Below are 15060 nucleotides of genomic sequence, written 5' to 3'. Positions count from 1 at the left end.
AGCTAACCTAGTTTTTTTCAGATTTTTTGCGCACTTGGATATTGATGAGCTCGACCACGAGCGAGAAAAACATAGAAAAATAAATATAGCCCTTTGGGATATGAAACCCAAGTCCGTCTGCGATGAGCGAAACACCCACCAAAATCAAAAACGAAAGCGCAAGAATTTTTATCGTAGGATTATCATCGACAAATTTCGCAATCGCCCCACTAGCAAACATCATCACAGCCACGGCGATGATGACAGCTAGTATCATTACAGGCAGGTGCTGTGCCATACCCACAGCCGTAATCACGCTATCAAGCGAGAAAATTATATCAAGCAAAGCGATTTGAATTAGCGTGCCGCCAAAGCTAGCCTTTTTCTCATCTATCCGCTCTTCGTGGCTCTCGCCCACAGCAGAAGAGTGGATTTCGAGCGTGGATTTTACCAGCAAAAACAAACCACCGCCAATTAGCACCAAATCTCGCCCACTAAAACCATGTCCAAACACGCTAAACAGCTCTTTTGTCAGCCCCATTACCCAGCTAAGGCTAAGTAGAAGCAAAATTCGCGTAATCATCGCAAGAGCTAGCCCCATAATGCGAGCTTTGTCGCGGTTTTCCTGAGGCAGGCGCGAACACAAAATCGCTATGAAAATTATATTGTCTATGCCAAGAACGATTTCTAGCCCAGTTAGCGTGGCTAGGCTTATCCACGCCTCAGGCGAGCTGATCCAATCAAACATTTTAATCCTTAAATTTAAAATAAACTCGCTATTATAGCGATGAAAATTTAATTTTTAGCAAGGTGAAATTGTATAAAATTTTGGAATTTTTGGGAATGCTGAGTATAAAATTTATTGTTAAATTTTTTAATTGCCCACCGCTAGGAATTTTGAAGTCTAATCTTTTTTTGCGGGGGCGGCGCTCAGAGTTGCGAGGCCCGCCCGCCCCCGCACCCCCACCTGGGCGACGCTAGCGGTGGTGTTTTATAAAAGTATGCGCATACTTTTATAAAACACGATTTTTTTACAAGGAAAATTTATGAAAAAGGTTCTTACAATCGCGGGTGTCGATAGTAGCGGCGGCGCAGGTATTTCAGCCGATATCAAGACCATAACCGCCCACAAAATGTATGGCGAAAATGTCATCACAGCCCTCACCGCCCAAAATACGCTTGGCGTGCAAGGCGTGCTAAATATCGAGCCTGAATTTATCGAAGCGCAACTAGAAAGCGTATTTTCTGATATCGTCCCAGACGCTGTGAAAATCGGCATGATTTCTACCGCCGAGATTGCGCAAACCATAGCCAAAGCATTGAAAAAATTTGGCGCGCGAAATGTCATCACAGACCCTGTCATGGTCGCTACAAGCGGTGGCGTGCTTATGCAAGATAGCGCAATGAACGCGCTAAAATTCGACCTTTTTAGCATTTCAGCGATTATCACGCCAAATATCAAAGAAGCAAGCGCGCTAAGTGGCGTTAAAATCGAAAATTTCGACGATATGAAAACAGCTGCGCTAAAAATCGCCGAATTTTACGGTGGAGCGATTTTGGTTAAAGGCGGGGACCTCGCAAATACTGGCGAAGCACGCGATATTCTTTACGAAAATGGCGAATTTAGCGAGTTTAGCGCACCCAAAATCATCACCAAAAACACCCACGGCACAGGTTGCACACTCTCATCAGCTATCGCTTGCGCCCTAGCAGCGGGGCTTGGCGTTAAAGAAGCAGTTGGTAGCGCGAAAGAATTCGTCCGCACTGCGCTAATGCAGGATTTACATATCGGGAGCGGAAACGGCGCGATAAATCACTATTTTCGAATCCCAGAAATGTTTTAAAACTAAATTTGGCGGAATTTTAAAATTTCGCCAAATTTTACCCCCAAAAATACCCCAAAAACATTTAAAATCAAATCATCAAGCTCGAAAATTCCGCTTTTAAAGACAAATTGTGAAATTTCGATTATTAGCGAGAGCAAAAGGCCAAAAATCAAAATTTTTCGCATGCTAAAATTTGGGAAAAAATATCGCGCAAAGAGCCCAAACGGCACAAACCAGACTATGTTTCCCGCAAAAAGATAGATAAATTTTATCGCGCCAAATTTCAAAGTATTTGCGTAATCGCTAAATGGCACGAGATTATATTCGCCGACACGCCAGATTTGATCGAGCCTAAAATTCGCCCTAAAAATCGTGATTTTAAAGAGCGCACAAAGATAAATTATAAAAAGAAAACAAGCTTTGGATTTTTTCATTTGAAATTTAAAATTTGGGTAAATTTTGCCATTAAAAAATGGCAAAATTTTAGGTTACAAATCCCTAGGATCTGCGATTTTACCAGCGATTGCGCTAGCTGCTGCGACGGCCGAGTTTGCTAGATAGACTTCGCTCGTGCGATCGCCCATGCGACCTACGAAGTTGCGATTTGTCGTACTCACACATCTCTCGCCATCGCCCAAAATACCCATATATCCGCCAAGGCACGCGCCACAGGTCGGATTGCTCACAACAGCACCTGCTTCGACGAAAATATCCCACAAGCCCTCTTTTTGCGCTTGTAGAGCGATTTTTTGCGTAGCTGGTGTGATGATAAGGCGAGTTTTGCGAGCTACTTTTCTTCCTTTTAAAATCTGCGCTGCTATGCGAAGATCGCTTAAACGCCCATTTGTACAGCTTCCGATGAAGACTTGATCGACAGCGATACTATCTTTTACCGCCTCTCTCACGCTTTTGCCATTACTTGGCAAAAATGGATATGCTATCACTGGGTCTAAATTCGCAGTGTCGATTTCTAGGACGCGCTCGTAGTTTGCCCCCTCGTCTGAGTAGTGAAATTTCGGCTCACTTCGTAGCGTTCTAGCGGCCAAAAATTCTTTTGTTACCTCATCGCACGCCACGATTCCGCTCTTTCCGCCAGCCTCAATCGCCATATTACAAAGCGAAAATCTACTATCCATATCAAGGTGCGCAATCGCCTCACCAACAAATTCTAGCGCTTTGTAGCGTGCGCCATCAACGCCGATTTGGCGGATTACTTCAAGTATCAAATCCTTGCCGTAAATGTGCGCGCCCGGCTTGCCCTTGAAAACCACTTTAATGCTTTCTGGCACCTTAAACCAGTTTTTGCCCGTTATCATCGCATAGGCTAAATCCGTGCTTCCCATGCCGGTAGAAAACGCCCCAAGTGCGCCGTGCGTGCAGGTGTGCGAGTCGGCGCCGATGATGACATCGCCGGGTACCACTAGCCCTTTTTCAGGCATTAGGGCGTGTTCGATGCCCATATCTTTTTCGTCAAAATAGTTTTTTAGGTTGTGTTTATAGGCAAATTCGCGTGAAATTTTGGCTTGGTTTGCGCTTAAAATGTCCTTTGTAGGGATATAGTGATCCATTACGATCGCAAAGCCGTCAGGGTTAGCCAAAGCCTTTGCGCCGCTTAGCTCAAACTGCTTTATCGAAATCGGCGTAGTAATGTCGTTGCCGATGACCATATCGATTTTGCTTTCTACGATTTGCCCTGCACTGACTGCTTCGCCCACATGTTCGCTAAAAATTTTTTCTGTGATTGTCTGTTTCATAACCTGTCCTTAAAAAATTTGGGCTAAATTCTATCAAATCTAACCATAAAACTTTATAATAAAAGGTATAATTTTGCTTTTGGAAAGGAAAAATCATGGAAATTTTAGAGATTTTAAAAGCCAGGCGCAGTGTGCGAAAATACGCTCCCAGCGAGATTAGCGACGAAATTTTAGACACAATCTTAAAGGCTGGCTTGCTAAGCCCTAGCGGACATGCAAGGAAATCTTGGGAGTTTATCGTAGTCAAAGATAAAGCAAACCTCGCCAAACTAAGCCTTGCGCGCACGGGCGCAGCCGATATGCTAAAAGGCGCAAACGCCGCTGTGGTCGTAATCGCCGATGAGAGCGCGCAAGATGTCTGGATCGAGGACGCCTCTATCGCTATGGCTTATATGCACCTGTGCGCGAGCGCGCTAGGCGTGGGGAGCTGCTGGATACAATGCAGACTGCGCGAGGCGCAAAACGGCGCGAGTAGCGAGGAATACCTGCGCGAAATTTTGGGTTTTGAAGGGAATTACAGAGCCTTAGCGATTTTATCACTTGGAAATCTAATCTCCACGCCCGCTCCACACAAGCTAGAAAAGCTAGAATTTAGCAAAATTCACAAAGAGAAATTTTAAGTGTAAAAATCAGAGACAACCAAATTTGCCGAATTTTACCCAAATTCGGCAATGAATTTATTTGCAACTAAGTTTTGGATAATTTGCCAGAAAATAAGTTTTGGTTTTGCCAAAGAGATTTTTTACCTCATCTTCGCTGCCGCTGCTAGCTAATAATCTTTGTTTATAGATAGTTTGAGTCATACCGCAAGATTTTAGTTCGATGATAGCAAAATTCATCTCATAATCTTTTTCGCCCCTGCGTTGATTTGGATACCAAAGCATGGTTTGAAGAGCCTTATTTTCGGCTAGTTTTTCAATTTTTGCTTCGTGTTTTTTATCGAATTTCGCAATATCTTTTTTGGTGTCGCTTAAAAATTTATCAAAATCTTTTTTCTTCAAACCTTCGCTAAAAAGCACATCGATTTGCCCGTATGTAGGATTTTGGGCTGAAAAGTAAGTAACCGCGCTAGTATCCGAGCCATAAACTCGTGGATATTCTTTGAATTTCTCAAAGTTTGTTTGCATATATTCTAGGCTTTGTGGGTGATTTAGCTTCGAACTTTTTATGCTAAGATCCTGCGCGCACTCGATTTTAGGATAGTTTTTCAAAAAATTTGCCTTTTTACTCTCTATTTGCTTTCGCACGATATCTATCGGCGTATCTTTGTCGAAATTCATCGCATAATGCACATTTACAGCCCCGCAATCTTTGATTTCATAAATTTTCAAATTTGCTTCAAATTTGTTTAAATTTGGATTATTTGTAGGGTAGAAAATTTCGGTAGAAATCGCCTTTTTATCGCTTAATTTTTCGAATTTATACTCATTTTTTACGCCAGAGCTTTTTTGTTTTTCTAACTCATGTTCCATGGCGCCGAGCAAACGCTCCATATCATACACGCCATGCCCATACGAAATCGTAATCAGCTTCGTCCAGCCAAAGCCCCTTTCGCCATCTAAAAAATACTCGACGCCCATGGAACTTTTGTGTCCTAGCGCGTAAGATTGCTTTTCAAATGTGATGTTTTGTGGCAAATTTAGCATTTTATCGATAGAGTGCGGACTGGCTTCGTTTGAAGGCACGACAATGTAAGTATCGCGTCCTAGCCCTTGCAAACATCCACTTAACATAAATGCCGATAATAACAGCGTCGCCAAAACCTTAAATTTCATAATCTCTCCTTGAAAATAAAGCTTGAAGTATATCATTTTTTTAAAGTAAAAACGGAATTTAAAATTTTTGCTAAATTTTTTGCTAAAATAGCGTTTATGAAATACCAACACCTAATCCAAATTTGCGAATTTTTGCAAAATTTCAAAACTCTAAGCCACATAAAGCGCGTCGGCGACAATCTTTTTAAGCTTAGCTTTGATAGCTATGAGCTGTTTTTTGATATGAATAAAACCGCGTGCAATATCCATAAAAACGGCTCTTTCGTGGAAAATAAAATTTACAAAGCACCATTTGACGGGGTTTTGGCTAAACGGCTTGTAAAATCGAAAATTTTGCAAATTTGCGTAGTGGAAAATAATAGAATTTTGCATATCAAAACCGAACTCAAAGCCAGCTACAAGGCGTTTATCACAAATTTATACTTTGAATTTACAGGGCGATTTACAAATGTCATCATCACTGATGAAAAGGGCGTGATACTCGAAGCGCTCAGGCACCTAGATAACGATGTGCGAAGCGTGCGCGTAGGGCGAGTTTTAGCGCCACTTCCGCCATATAAAATCAAAGAAAAAGATGTAGAAAAAATAGAAAATTTCGATGAATTTTTCGAGGGCGAGTTTGAAAAGCTAAATTTGGCAAATTTAGCCCAAATTCGAAATTCAAAATTAACCCAGATTGATAAAAAAATCGAAATTTTGCATGCAAATTTAAATGCCGTGCAAAAAGAGAGCGAACTTTTAGCAAAAGCCGAAAATTTGGCGAATCTCGGGCAGGTATTATCGGCGAATTTGTATAATTTAAGCGACTGGCAAAGAGAATTTTGCCTAAATGACGAAAACGGCGAAAGCGTGGAATTTCGCCTAGAAAATCCGCCAAAAATCGCAATGAACGAATTTTTTAACGAAGCAAAAAAATTGCGCCAAAAGGCCGCAAATTCGCATATCCAAATCGCAAATTTAAACGAAAAAATCGAATTTTACGAAAATTTGAAAAATTTAATCGCGAACGCAAAAAGCGTCGAAGAGCTTGAAATTTTGCTTCCAAAAAAGCGAATTAGCGCAAATTTAAAGGAAAAAAATGCTGAATTTGTGCAGAGCTTTTATATCGGCGAGTTTAAAATCAGCGTGGGCAAAAATGAAAAAGGCAACGAATTTTTGCTAAAAAACAGCGCCAAAAACGACTTTTGGTTCCATTTAAAAGACCGCGCTAGCGCGCATGTAATCGTCCAAACTAACAAACAAAATTTAAGCGAAGAAATCGCGAAATTTGCTGCTAAAATTTGCGTAAATTTTAGCGTCAAAGAGGCTGGAAACTACCTCGTTGATTACACCAAACGCCTAAATGTAAGCCCCGTGAAAGGCTCGTTTGTGCATTATGTGGATTATAAAACTATCGGCGTTTTAAAGCCGTGATAAGGCGAAATTTTATATAATCTCGCGAAATCAAATCTAAGGAAATTTTATGAAACAAAGACTAGTAACTGGCGGAATTTTGCTCGCCGTTTTTTCTGTTTTAATCCTGATAAATAGCAGATTTATCAACTTTTTCGTATTTGCCATAATGCTTAGCATAGGGCTTTTGGAGAGTTACAAGCTCTATGGGCTAAAAAATGTCAGCCTCAAATGGCTAGCCCTTGCGCTCGCATTTTTCGCGCTAATTCCGCTTGCCCAAGACGACGAGCCATTTATCAGCGCGGTTAAAGTATGTATCGCCTCGGTAGTCGTGGCTGCTTCGATTGTGGCTTTTAAAAAGCTTGAAAACGCGAAAATTATCCTGCCTTTTATCTACCCTTTCGCTCCGATTTGCCTAATGTGGGCGGTTTATGATGATTTGGGTATTTTCCACTTCGTCTGGCTCATCATCACCATAATCGCCTGCGATAGCGGTGCGTATTTTGCTGGCAAAAGCTTTGGCAAAAACCCATTTAGCCCTAGTTCGCCAAACAAAACCATAGAAGGCATTATCGGCGGAATTATTTTTGCATTTATCACAAGCTTCATTTACGCGCGTATTTTCACAAACCTGCCGCCACTTGAAATTTTATGCAAGACCCTAGTTATCGTGATTTTTGGCATTTTTGGCGATCTGTTTGAAAGCTATCTCAAACGAAGCGCAGGCGTCAAAGACAGCGGCAGTTTATTCCCGGGACACGGCGGCGTGCTAGACCGCATTGACGGGTATATGTTTGGCGCAGTGGCTATGGTGGTCGTGTATTCATGGTAGTGCTAGGCTCGACTGGCTCGATTGGCACAAACACCCTAGATATCGCGCACAAAAAGGGAATTTTAATCGAGGCTTTGGCGTGCGGGAAAAATGTGAGTTTGCTAAACGAACAGATTGCTAAATTTCACCCTAAATTCGTCTCTATCGGCGAAGAGAGCCTAAAATCAGCCGTCAAACACGACAAGGTTTTTGTCGGTATGGAGGGGATTTTGGCAATGCTCGAAGAGTGCAAATCTAGCACCGTCGTAAATGCCCTAGTGGGCTTTGCTGGCATGCTCCCTAGCCTAAAAACGCAAGAACTTGGCAAAACGCTATGCCTAGCAAATAAAGAAAGCCTAGTCGTGGGCGGGAAATTCCTTGAAATTTCAAAAATTCACGCCATTGACAGCGAGCATTTCGGGCTAAAATTTCTAATCCAAAACGCAAAAACCCCTATTTCTAGGCTCATCATAACAGCCAGCGGTGGGGCGTTTTACGATACACCACTAACCGAGCTTGGAAGTGTCGGTGTCAAAGACGCGCTAAGGCACCCAAACTGGCAAATGGGCGCAAAAATCACAATTGATAGCGCGAGCATGGCAAACAAACTTTTCGAGGTAATCGAGGCGTTTTGGCTATACGGCACGAAAAATATCGACGCCGTGATTGAGCGCACATCGCAAATCCACGCCCTAGTCGAGTTCATAGATGGCTCGACCACAGCGCACATTAGCGAGACTGACATGCGCCTAGCCATAGCGCACGCGGTTTTAGAGGGCGCGATTAGCGAGCAAATCGTCAAACCTGTGAATTTGCTGGATTTAAAACCGATTAAATTCGCTCCAATCGACACGCTAAAATACCCTATTTTTGGGCTCAAAGACGCGCTTTTGGATAATCCAAATTTAGGCGTAGTGATAAATGCGGCAAACGAAGTTGGCGTTTATGCGTTTTTGGAAGGGCGGGCGAGATTTAGTGATATTTCGCGCGTAGTGCTAAAATCCGTGGAGAAATTTCACTCGCCAAACACGCCAGACACGCACGCTCTAATCGAAATCGACCGAAGCGTGCGAGCGTATGCAAATGAGCTTTTGCGCTAAATTTGGAAAATTTGGGGCAAAATTTGGCACAAAATTTAAAAATTTTGGCAAATTTGTTTAAATTTTACATTTTTTAAATTTTATATTAGCTTTTTTTGCTATAATGCAAACTCTTATTTTTGGCCCCGTAACTCAGTTGGTAGAGTGTCACCTTGACATGGTGGAAGTCGTTGGTTCGAGTCCAATCGGGACCACCATTTAATCGAGCCTTAACTTCAAATATTTCAAATTTATCTGTGCAATTTAAAGGAAAACCATGCTAAATGCCAAACAGCTAAAAATGTGGCAAAATGTAAGCAAACATTTAAGCAAAATGAGCGATGATACGCAATATCGCGCGCAGGTCGAAGCACGCCTGTATAAGGGCATTGCGCTAGAGATTATAGATAAAATTTACAGCCAAATTCCATGCCAAAACAGCGTAAATTTAATAAGCCAAATCACAAAACTCGACTTTTCACACAATGAATTTTTGGCAAAAATTCAAACCGATGCCATAAATTTAGCCTCAAATTTCACAGCATACATTTTAGAAAACTACACTAAATTCGCCGATAGTGCGCATGGACGCTACATTTGCTCGGACACCTTTAAGGAGCTGTTTGTGGCATGGGTGCGCAAAAACGACAGAGCACTTGTAAATGATGCCTTGCATAACACTTCGGCGGTTTTGGGCGCGACGCAGTTTGATGAGATTTTAAAATCCCGCGAGGAGAGCAAAACAGAGGCTGTTTTTATCACTGGAATCCCGGGTGCTGGCAAAAGCGCTAGCGTAAAAAATTTTATGTCTAACCCAGATATCAAACTCATTTTCGAAGGACAGCTAGCAAACCCAGCCCCAAGTATCGCCAAAATCGAAAAATGCTTACAAAATGGATTAAATGTCACGATCTGCGTTCTTCATATCGCCCCAGAACGCGCGCTAGAAAATACTTTTGCGCGATTTGAGGCATACGGTAGAGGCGGTAGTATCGCAGTGATGTCGAGCATACAAGGCAATCTGGGCACTGGGCTAGCGCATATAGCGGAGCGTTTCGCAGATAAAATCAATATAATCGCTATCGACAGAGACAGAGGCAATGAAATAGTGCAAGGTTTCGCACAAGTCCAAAATCTCATAAATATCGGCTCAAAAGATGAAATTTTCGCTCGCCTTAGAACGAAATTAAACAGCGACTTCAAAAACGGCAAAATCAGCGAAGAGTGCTTTAATCAAGCAGATAAGACAAATTTGATGAATATCATGCGCTCTGGCGAGAAATAAATTTTTAAAAAGGGTCAAATTAGGGGTCGATTAGTTTCCTTAAATTTCACAAACTACGATAAAATGAGGATTTTCATAAGATAAAGTGGCTCCGGATGCTGGATTCGAACCAGCGACCAAGCGGTTAACAGCCGCCTACTCTACCGCTGAGCTAATCCGGAACGAGTATTAAATGGTGCGGATGAAAGGACTTGAACCTTCACGCCGTAAAGCACCAGATCCTAAGTCTGGCGTGTCTGCCAATTTCACCACATCCGCAAAAAAGAAAGCGCATTATAGCCAAAAGCTCTTAATGCTAGCTTAAATGGTACGCCCATCAGGATTCGAACCTGAGGCCTACGGCTTAGAAGGCCGTTGCTCTATCCAGCTGAGCTATGAGCGCATAAAAAACAAATCAGTGGTACGCCCGAAAGGAGTCGAACCTTCAACCTACAGATCCGAAGTCTGTTGCTCTATCCAATTGAGCTACGAGCGCGAAAGTGGGGTGAATTGTGGGAATCGAACCCACGACCCTCAGGACCACAATCTGATGCTCTAACCAACTGAGCTAAACTCACCACAATGGTCGGAGCGAAAGGATTCGAACCTTCGACCCTCTGGTCCCAAACCAGATGCGCTACCAGACTGCGCTACGCTCCGATAAATGATGTGGATTGAAAAAGGAAACTTGATTATATATAATTTTTAAAATTTTGTCAATGAAATTTAGCTTAAAAATTTAAAATTTGGAAAGAATTTTATTTTTTCAATGTATAATAAAATTTTTACAAAAATTTCAACCACTAAGGATAAAAAATGAAAAAGCTGTTATTGGTGATATTCGGTTGCATTTCTATAAATTTAGCAATAGCAGAAACCAATCTTGCAACTCACTTCCTTTTAGAACCATATAACGAAGAATATAAAAAAATTGTAAATGCATACAAAAATACAGATTTAAAACTATTTGATAAACTAATCAAAGAAGAGGCGAAATTAAAAAATGTTGATTTTGAAACTTACAAACAAGGATCAATTCTTTTTTTAGAAATAGGTTTAGCGGTCCAAAGCAATGATTTTTATAAATTTAATAAATTTGCCCAAAATAATAAAAAAACTTTAAATCAGGTATTTATATGCAATGAAGATAATGAAAAATTTATATTTAAAGTGCTGGATTTGATTTTAATTTATGGCAATATAGATGAAAAAACATTTAAAATTATCGAAATTTTAGTTCAAAATGGAGCAGAATTAAACTATTATTTTTTAGATAAATCATTTGATAAATATACTCCGCTTGGTCTTGCCATAGCAAATCCAAAAATATCAAACGAGTATAAATTTAAACTTGTAGATTTATTTGTAAAACACGGTGCAGATGTAAATTTGCAAACTGATAAAACTGCTAATCCACTACAAGATGCAATATTTGATGAAAATATAGAAATTTTTGAGTATTTATTAAAACACAAGATTGACACGACAAATAAATTATGGCGCGGATTAAGCCTTTTAAGTCCGAATATGGTAGCTCATAAGAACGGAGATGATTTAACTGAGTATATTACTATGCAAAAAACGCAAGATGAATTTTCAAATAAAATTATAAATTTGCCTTACTATGAAACACAAAATAAAAAAATGGTTGAATTTTTAGAAATTTTCTTACGATATACTGATTTAAGCGACCAAAAAGATACTTTGACATATTTTGTCAGAGATTTGGTTTTTGCAAATAATATTGAAGCTGTAAAAATGCTTTTAGATTTTGATACACCGCAACACGAACAGGTAAAATTTTTTGTATCAGAGTATGCTAAATTCTTTGATAGAAAAGAAATTTTAGATTTATTGAAAAAGTAAATTCAAATTCTTTAAGACATTCGGATACATTTTACAAATTCTTATATAATTTTAAAAGAATTTATCAAAATTTTCATCAGTCCCAAACCTCGTGAGCGGTGCGAAATTTCGCCCTTAATCCGTGCTGGAAGTTCGCCTATGGTTTTGCCCAAATCGCCCTCTCCAAGCTCTTCGTAGCGACGCGGAATAAACATAAAATCATACCCAAACCCATTTTCCCCGCGCTCTTCGCAAATCACTTCGCCGTGCATAAATCCGTGCGTGCAGTATTCGCCAAAGTGCGATTTCAGCGCGATTGCAGCCACATAGTGCGCCCCTGAGCTACGCACGCCACGCGCGATTAGCTCGCTGGCTAGTTTCGCGCGGTTGCTAGCGTCCGTCGCGCCCTCGCCACTAAATCTGGCCGAATAAATCCCAGGCGCGCCACCTAAAATATCCACGCAAATCCCGCTATCATCGCTCATCACGAGATATTCGCGGTGCAGATTTCGCGCTAGTAGCCTCTCATAGACCGCGCGCACCTTTATCAGCGCATTTTCTTTGAAACTCTTGCCGTCTTCGATGATTTCAAAAGGCTCCAAAACCTCGCCAAGCCCGTAAATTTCGTCATTTTTGAAAAATTCTCTAATCTCGTTAAGCTTATCTTTATTGCCAGTGGCTACTAAAATTTTCATATCAAATCCTTGCGTAAAAACGCTTATTTTATCCAAATTTGACAAAATTTTAGCTACAATCACGGACAAAAATAATCTTTAAGGCTTTCGATGTTAAATACAATTTTGCCACTTAGTTTTATCGCAGCGACCCGCTTTTTTGGGCTTTTTATCCTGCTTCCGGTGCTTAGCTACTATGCTTTGGAGCTTCGCGGTGCTGATGAAAAACTAGTCGGCGTTTTAATCGGCGTGTATGCGATCATGCAAATGCTCTTGCAGACCCCATTTGGCGCGCTTAGCGATAAAATCGGGCGCAAAAACACTATCGCAATCGGCCTTGTGATTTTTATCGCAGGATCTGTGATTTGCGCCTTTGCTAGCGACATTTACACTATGATTTTGGGGCGATTTGTGCAGGGTTGTGGGGCTATCGGAGCTGTGGCTACGGCGCTGATTAGCGATTTTACCACAGAAGAAAACAGAGGCAAGGCAATGGCGATAATGGGCGCGATGATAGGCTGTGCCTTTGGCGCGGCGATGATTTTAAGCCCGGTTTTGAGCGCGAAATTTGGGCTAGCAAGCCTTTTTTGGCTAAGTGTCATTTTGACGATTTTTTGCCTGATTTTGCTTTTTTCTCTCGTGCCAGCTGAACCCAAAATTCGCTCTAAAATGCCCAAAAAATCCTCACTCGCGCTTTTGCGAGATAAAAATTTATCCTTGCTAAATTTAAGCAATTTTTTCCAAAAAGCCTTTATGACGACCGCATTTTTCCTAATCCCCATAATGCTTCACTCTAAATTTGGCTTCGCGCAAGACGAATTTATCAAAGTCTATGGCATAGCTATGATTTTTGGCTTTTTATCCATGGGCGCAAGTGGCGCAATGGGCGAAAAACGCGGACTTTCGAAGCAAATTTTACTTCTTGGAATTTTATTTTTTATTGTTTCGTATTTGATTTTTGCCTTCGCGAACAACCCTTATTTTTTTATTTTTGGCGTGATTGTATTTTTCGCCGGATTTAACGCACACGAGCCCATTATGCAGAGCCTCGCGTCGAAATTCGCCAAAACCGCAAACCGCGGCGAAGCACTTGGAATTTTCACTTCGTTTGGGTTTTTTGGCAGTTTTATCGGGGGCGTGTGTGGCGGAGTGGCGTATGGCTGGGTCGGTATTTTGGGTATCGGACTAGTCGTGGCAGTGCTTGGGGCGGTGTGGTTTGCGATGATTTTGGCCCTACCAAATCCGAAAATTTTTAAAAATTTATATTTTGATAAAGCACTAAATTTCGATTTTAACGCCATTAGCGGGCAGGCTGGGATTGTCGAAATTTACGAAAACGGCGAGAATTTCGTCGTCAAATACAACTCAAAAATCATAAGCACAGAAGAGATTAAAAATTTGCTAGGAGCCACCGATGCAGTTTGAGAGTTTGCAAAGCGCGGTTGCGAGGTTTAAAGCCAGCGTCGCGCCCGAGAAAAAGAGCGAAATTTTGCCCCTAAACGAGGCTTTGGGGAGAATTTTAGCTGATGAAATTCGCGCGCCATTTGCCAAGCCAGAGCGCCCTACCGCCTCCATGGACGGATACGCGCTAAATAGCGCAAATTTGGCGTGCGGGGCGAGATTTAAGGTCATTTCGCAAACCCCTGCTGGAAGCATGCCAAATACTGCGCCGAATTTTGGCGAGTGTGTCAAAACCTTCACAGGCGCGATTATGGCGGAGGGCGCGGATACTCTCGTGCCTGTGGAAAATGTCAGCGTCTGCGGCGATGAAATCATAATCGACAATCCTGTCCCTGCTGGCTTTGCCGTGCGAAAAATCGGCGAGAGCTACGAAAAGGGCGAAGTTTTACTAAGCGCAAACTCACGGCTAAATTTTGCAAGCATTGCGCTTTTGGCTGAGCTAGGCATGGCTAGCGTGGCAGTGTTTGCGCGCCCAAAAGTCGCTATAATCGCCACTGGAAGCGAAATCAAACGCCCGGGCGAGAGCTTAGAAAACGAGGCGCAAATTTATAGCTCAAACAACTTCGCGCTTTTAAATTTGGCGCGTGCAATGGGGTTTGAAGTGGTGAGCGAGCAAATCATCAGCGACGATAAAGACGCCCTAAAAAGCGCGCTCTTTGACGCACTCACGCGCGCCGATATCGTCATTACAAGTGGCGGAGTGAGCATGGGGGATTATGATTTTACGAAGGCTTTGGTGAGGGAGAATTTCGAAATCCTAGTCGATAAAGTTGCCATAAAACCGGGTCGCCATGTCAAAATCGCCAAATTTGGCGAGAAATTTATCTTCGCGCTGCCTGGATTTCCACTTTCTAGCATTGTGACTGGATTTTTGTTTTTGCGTGCGTTTTTGAGCGCGAAATTTGGGCTTGATGACGGGTGCGAGAGTAGCGCGATTTTAAGCAACGATTATGCGAAAAAATCGCCGTTTTTGGAGTTTGCACTGGGAGATTTAAGCGTCAAAGATGGCAAAATTTTCATAGATACGAGCGCGAAAAAACAAGGATCTAGCGCGATTTTGAATAATTTTGGCCCAAATTCTGCCCTGCTAATCGCAGAGCAAAATTTAAACGCAAATTCTGTGGTGAAAATTTTGCAAATCCCAAGGTGGTAAGGTTATTAAAAATTCTAAAATTCCAAAAAGAATAAATTTAAAGAATT

The 15060-nt window shown here is 41.7% G+C and carries 14 protein-coding genes and 7 tRNA genes; 10 read left to right on the top strand and 11 right to left on the bottom strand.

Translation table 11 applies throughout. The features are described 5' to 3' along the window. Window positions 1-7 precede the first annotated feature (7 nt). On the bottom strand, window positions 8-727 hold the full coding sequence (locus OFO12_RS06450) for a TerC family protein (RefSeq protein ID WP_270868603.1): 720 nt from the start codon (window positions 725-727) through the stop codon (window positions 8-10). A gap of 298 nt (window positions 728-1025) precedes the next feature. On the opposite strand from OFO12_RS06450, the gene thiD reads away from it, so the two are divergent. Continuing rightward, on the top strand, window positions 1026-1823 hold the full coding sequence (gene thiD / locus OFO12_RS06445) for a bifunctional hydroxymethylpyrimidine kinase/phosphomethylpyrimidine kinase (protein ID WP_270869892.1): 798 nt from the start codon (window positions 1026-1028) through the stop codon (window positions 1821-1823). Between the two features lie 2 nt (window positions 1824-1825). Here the strand turns inward: thiD and OFO12_RS06440 are convergent, their stop codons facing one another. Both OFO12_RS06440 and OFO12_RS06435 read right to left on the bottom strand, forming a co-directional pair. Beyond that, on the bottom strand, window positions 1826-2239 hold the full coding sequence (locus OFO12_RS06440) for a VanZ family protein (protein ID WP_270869891.1): 414 nt from the start codon (window positions 2237-2239) through the stop codon (window positions 1826-1828). Between the two features lie 54 nt (window positions 2240-2293). Then, a complete protein-coding gene (locus OFO12_RS06435) occupies window positions 2294-3559 on the bottom strand; it encodes a 3-isopropylmalate dehydratase large subunit (RefSeq protein WP_270868606.1) in 1266 nt (421 codons plus the stop codon). Window positions 3560-3654: 95 nt separating this feature from the next. On the opposite strand from OFO12_RS06435, the gene OFO12_RS06430 reads away from it, so the two are divergent. Beyond that, window positions 3655-4179, top strand: a complete 525-nt coding sequence (locus OFO12_RS06430) for a nitroreductase family protein (RefSeq protein WP_270869890.1) — start codon at window positions 3655-3657, stop codon at window positions 4177-4179. 57 nt (window positions 4180-4236) lie between these two features. On the opposite strand, the gene OFO12_RS06425 is transcribed toward OFO12_RS06430, so the two are convergent. Further along, entirely contained in the window at window positions 4237-5334 is a 1098-nt protein-coding gene (locus OFO12_RS06425) for a hypothetical protein (RefSeq protein WP_270869889.1), read from the bottom strand. A 96-nt stretch (window positions 5335-5430) separates the two neighbouring features. On the opposite strand from OFO12_RS06425, the gene OFO12_RS06420 reads away from it, so the two are divergent. The 5 genes from OFO12_RS06420 to OFO12_RS06400 all read left to right on the top strand — a co-directional run bounded on the left by OFO12_RS06420 (window position 5431) and on the right by OFO12_RS06400 (window position 9901). Next, window positions 5431-6747 (top strand): NFACT RNA binding domain-containing protein, encoded by a 1317-nt coding sequence (locus OFO12_RS06420; RefSeq protein WP_270869888.1) that lies wholly within the window; start codon window positions 5431-5433, stop codon window positions 6745-6747. Window positions 6748-6796: 49 nt separating this feature from the next. Continuing rightward, a complete protein-coding gene (locus OFO12_RS06415) occupies window positions 6797-7558 on the top strand; it encodes a phosphatidate cytidylyltransferase (RefSeq protein ID WP_270869887.1) in 762 nt (253 codons plus the stop codon). Further along, window positions 7552-8637, top strand: coding sequence for a 1-deoxy-D-xylulose-5-phosphate reductoisomerase (gene dxr, locus OFO12_RS06410; RefSeq protein ID WP_270869886.1), 1086 nt, complete (start codon window positions 7552-7554; stop codon window positions 8635-8637). Before OFO12_RS06415 ends, dxr begins: the two co-directional genes overlap by 7 nt. A 121-nt stretch (window positions 8638-8758) precedes the next feature. Then, window positions 8759-8834, top strand: a tRNA-Val gene (locus tag OFO12_RS06405). 59 nt (window positions 8835-8893) lie between these two features. Further along, window positions 8894-9901 carry a hypothetical protein gene (locus OFO12_RS06400; RefSeq protein ID WP_270869885.1) on the top strand — a complete coding sequence of 336 codons (1008 nt, stop codon included), beginning with the start codon at window positions 8894-8896 and terminating at the stop codon, window positions 9899-9901. Between the two features lie 86 nt (window positions 9902-9987). On the opposite strand, the gene OFO12_RS06395 is transcribed toward OFO12_RS06400, so the two are convergent. The 6 genes from OFO12_RS06395 to OFO12_RS06370 form a co-directional block, all read right to left on the bottom strand. Continuing rightward, window positions 9988-10062 (bottom strand) — tRNA-Asn (locus OFO12_RS06395). Window positions 10063-10074: 12 nt separating this feature from the next. After that, window positions 10075-10159 (bottom strand) — tRNA-Leu (locus OFO12_RS06390). Window positions 10160-10206: 47 nt separating this feature from the next. Next, window positions 10207-10283: transfer RNA gene (locus OFO12_RS06385), tRNA-Arg, on the bottom strand. A 16-nt stretch (window positions 10284-10299) separates the two neighbouring features. Then, window positions 10300-10376: transfer RNA gene (locus OFO12_RS06380), tRNA-Arg, on the bottom strand. A 5-nt stretch (window positions 10377-10381) separates the two neighbouring features. After that, window positions 10382-10458 (bottom strand) — tRNA-His (locus OFO12_RS06375). Window positions 10459-10463: 5 nt separating this feature from the next. After that, a tRNA-Pro gene (locus tag OFO12_RS06370) sits at window positions 10464-10540 on the bottom strand. A gap of 156 nt (window positions 10541-10696) precedes the next feature. Between OFO12_RS06370 and OFO12_RS06365 the strand changes: the two genes are divergently transcribed. Beyond that, a complete protein-coding gene (locus tag OFO12_RS06365; RefSeq protein WP_270869884.1) occupies window positions 10697-11746 on the top strand; it encodes an ankyrin repeat domain-containing protein in 1050 nt (349 codons plus the stop codon). Window positions 11747-11787: 41 nt separating this feature from the next. On the opposite strand, the gene OFO12_RS06360 is transcribed toward OFO12_RS06365, so the two are convergent. Then, window positions 11788-12420, bottom strand: coding sequence for a non-canonical purine NTP pyrophosphatase (locus tag OFO12_RS06360; RefSeq protein ID WP_270869883.1), 633 nt, complete (start codon window positions 12418-12420; stop codon window positions 11788-11790). Between the two features lie 90 nt (window positions 12421-12510). Here OFO12_RS06360 and OFO12_RS06355 point away from each other — a divergent pair, with 90 nt between their 5' ends. After that, window positions 12511-13824: an MFS transporter gene (locus OFO12_RS06355; RefSeq protein WP_270869882.1), complete on the top strand. Its 1314-nt coding sequence runs from the start codon at window positions 12511-12513 to the stop codon at window positions 13822-13824. After that, a complete protein-coding gene (locus OFO12_RS06350) occupies window positions 13814-15013 on the top strand; it encodes a molybdopterin molybdotransferase MoeA (RefSeq protein ID WP_270869881.1) in 1200 nt (399 codons plus the stop codon). The genes OFO12_RS06355 and OFO12_RS06350 overlap by 11 nt, the downstream gene beginning before the upstream one ends. Window positions 15014-15060: the final 47 nt, after the last annotated feature.

It is taken from the genome of Campylobacter sp. JMF_04 NA10 (assembly GCF_027737655.1).
Taxonomy (GTDB): domain Bacteria; phylum Campylobacterota; class Campylobacteria; order Campylobacterales; family Campylobacteraceae; genus Campylobacter_B.
The sequence above is the reverse complement of the archived record's forward strand: the minus strand, read 5'-3'. Positions and strand labels throughout refer to the sequence as shown.